This window comes from Burkholderia sp. Cy-637 (assembly GCF_011753175.1).
Taxonomy (GTDB): Bacteria; Pseudomonadota; Gammaproteobacteria; order Burkholderiales; family Burkholderiaceae; genus Burkholderia; species Burkholderia gladioli.
In genome coordinates, this window is record NZ_VWWC01000343.1 from 1 (window position 1) to 2,428 (window position 2,428).

A 2,428-nucleotide genomic window follows, 5' to 3' on the forward strand; every position below is an offset into this window, starting at 1 on the left:
CACCCGCCGTGCCGGCGGCGCCTTCCGCGACTTCCGCGCCATCGGCATCGACCTCGCCCGCGCATCTGGCGCGGCTCGAGCATCTCGCCCCGCTCGCCGCCGCCACACTGGCGGTCGCGCCGGCGGCCCTGGCCGAGGGCAAGCGCCGCCGCGCGGCTGCCTCGCGGCCGGTCAAGCCGCATCACAAGCTGCGCGCCTGAAGCTGCCTCGGTGATGAAGCGCCGGCTTCGCTCCCGAAGCCGGCGTTGTTTCTTGGGCCAGGGCCAGGGCCAGCGCGCCGCGGCCCTCCCTCACCTCAAGCCTGGTGCGCGCGCACCTTCTTCAGCAGCGCCGTGGTCGAACGCTCGAACTCGAACGGAATCGCCAGCGCCTTGCCGCCCCAGCCGCGCACCAGGGCCGATTCCGGCAGCGCATCCATGTCGTAGTCGCCGCCCTTCACCAGCACGTCGGGCCGCACGGCGGCGATCAGGTCGATCGGCGTCTGTTCCTCGAAGCCCACCACCCAGTCGACGCATTCGAGCGCGGCCAGCAGCGCCATGCGGTCTTCCTGGCGATTGATCGGCCGATCGTCGCCCTTGCCCAGCATGCGCACCGAGGCGTCGCTGTTGACGCCGACGATCAGGCAGGCGCCGAGCGCCTTCGCGTCGGCCAGGTAGGTGACGTGGCCGCGATGCAGGATGTCGAACACGCCGTTGGTGAACACGACGGGCGAGCTCAGCGTCGGACGCAGGGCGGCGAGCGCCTCGCGGGTGGTGAATTTACGTTCGAAGGCGGCGGGCATCGGTTTCGGTCCGGCTGGAAGAAGGGAAACGGGAATCGGGCGAGCCGGCGCATCTGCTCGATCTGCTCGATCTGCTCGATCTGCTCGATCTGCTCGATCGGCTCGATCGGCTCGATCGGCTCGATCGGCCATGCTACGCGCCGCCCAATAAAAAAGCCCGCGCGAACTTCGGCGGGCTTGGTGTGCTGCAAATCGACTGGCGAATGACTGGCGAATCGATGGATGAAGCGGCTGCCGCCTCAGGCGGGTTGCGTGGCGGCGCCGCTCTCGGGCGTCTGCAGGCGACCCGTGACTTCCTTGCGGTAGCGGTTCAGCTCCTGCGCGGTGGCGAAGGTGCGCTCGAACAGGATCGACAGGTTGTGCAGGATCCGGTCGACCACCTTCTTCTCCCACTCGCCGTCGAAACGGATCTGCTCGTCGAGCCAGCGCTCGAGCCATTCCGGATCGGGCAGGCGCGACTGCACGGTATCGCGCGGGAACAGCGACTGGTTCACGTGCAGGTTGGTGGGGTGCAGGGGCTTCTCGGTGCGGCGTGCCGAGGCCATCAGCACGCCGATCTTGGCGAAGGCCGAGCGCGCGACGTCGCCGCAGTTCACCAGCGCCTTCTTCATGTAGCGCAGGTAGGCGCCGCCATGGCGTGCCTCGTCGCGCGAGATGGTTTCGTAGATGTGCTTGATGACGGGTTCCGTATGCCACTCGGCCGCGCGGCGGTACCAGTGGTTCAGGCGGATCTCGCCGCAGAAGTGCAGCATCAGGGTTTCCAGCGGCGGCGCCGGGTCGAACTCGAAGCGCACCGCATGCAGCTCGGCCTCGGTCGGCATCATCTCGGGCTTGAAGCGGCGCAGGTACTCCATCAGCACCAGCGAATGCTTCTGCTCCTCGAAGAACCAGACGCTCATGAAGGCGGAGAAGTCGCTGTCGTGGTGGTTGTCGCGCAGGAACATTTCCGTCGCGGGCAGCGCCGACCACTCGGTGATCGCGTTCATCTTGATCGTCTTCGCCTGCTCGTCGGTCAGGAGCGAGGCGTCGAACTTGTCCCAAGGGATGTCCTTCTCCATGTCCCAGCGGACGGCTTCGAGCGATTTGTAGAGTTCCGGATAAAGCATGGTGTTCATGGTCCCACCCCTGTTCTGCACAATGCGACTGCTAAACGTGACTGTTGCGTCGAGCCCCCACAATCGGGGCGCTCACCTGACGAATCGGTAATTTTACGCGCTAAAACGCGCGCCGGATGCACTTGGCACCGCGACGCGATTGCTGCCGCGCAAGCGCTTGTGGGGGCAAAACGCGCGACGCCCGAAACAGACCGAGCCTCGCACGCACCTGAGAGGGGCCGGCTCGAGGCCGGCTGTCGTTGTCGGGGCCGTGCGCGCGAGCGTCAGGGACGGATCGCGCCGCCAGCACCCGCTTGGATGAATTCGGCGTCGGCGATGATAGCACGCACCTGTGACGGATCCGCGACACTGGTGCGGCGAACCGTCGCGGTTTTGGCCGCCCAGCCGAGCCGCCTCAATCGGGGCGATTCGGTTCGGATATCGAACCGATACCCGGTTCGGCAGGCTCGGCCGGCGGCGTCGCCGGGCGCGTGGCCGCGGCGCCGGACGCAGGCGCTGGCGCGGGCTTCGACAGCTCGCTTGCCGCGGCCCC

At 67.5% G+C, this 2,428-nt stretch carries 4 protein-coding genes and 1 pseudogene; 1 reads left to right on the forward strand and 4 read right to left on the reverse strand.

Translation table 11 applies throughout. The features are described 5' to 3' along the window. Positions 1 to 200 (forward strand): annotated as a pseudogene (locus F3J10_RS35275) (flagellar hook-length control protein FliK); the annotation flags it as partial. Between the two features lie 95 nt (positions 201 to 295). Here the strand turns inward: F3J10_RS35275 and rfaE2 are convergent. From rfaE2 to F3J10_RS36130, 4 genes are all read right to left on the reverse strand, one after another. After that, complete coding sequence (gene rfaE2, locus F3J10_RS35280) at positions 296 to 781, reverse strand: D-glycero-beta-D-manno-heptose 1-phosphate adenylyltransferase (protein WP_025097083.1); 486 nt, start codon at positions 779 to 781, stop codon at positions 296 to 298. Further along, the gene (locus F3J10_RS35285; RefSeq protein WP_167244019.1) at positions 715 to 972 is read right to left on the reverse strand and encodes a hypothetical protein; all 258 of its coding nucleotides are present in this window, start codon (positions 970 to 972) and stop codon (positions 715 to 717) included. The genes rfaE2 and F3J10_RS35285 overlap by 67 nt, the downstream gene beginning before the upstream one ends. Before the next feature lie 48 nt (positions 973 to 1,020). Then, the gene (locus F3J10_RS35290) at positions 1,021 to 1,887 is read right to left on the reverse strand and encodes a hypothetical protein (protein ID WP_025097084.1); all 867 of its coding nucleotides are present in this window, start codon (positions 1,885 to 1,887) and stop codon (positions 1,021 to 1,023) included. A gap of 272 nt (positions 1,888 to 2,159) precedes the next feature. Then, the coding region (locus F3J10_RS36130; RefSeq protein WP_205200595.1) for a hypothetical protein at positions 2,160 to 2,428 on the reverse strand (269 nt) is incomplete at its 5' end.

Bases quoted from the DNA above. Each gene is read 5' to 3' on its own strand.
- rfaE2 (WP_025097083.1), bottom strand. From the start codon at position 781: ATGCCCGCCGCCTTCGAACGTAAATTCACCACCCGCGAGGCGCTCGCC.
- F3J10_RS35290 (WP_025097084.1), bottom strand. From the start codon at position 1,887: ATGCTTTATCCGGAACTCTACAAATCGCTCGAAGCCGTCCGCTGGGAC.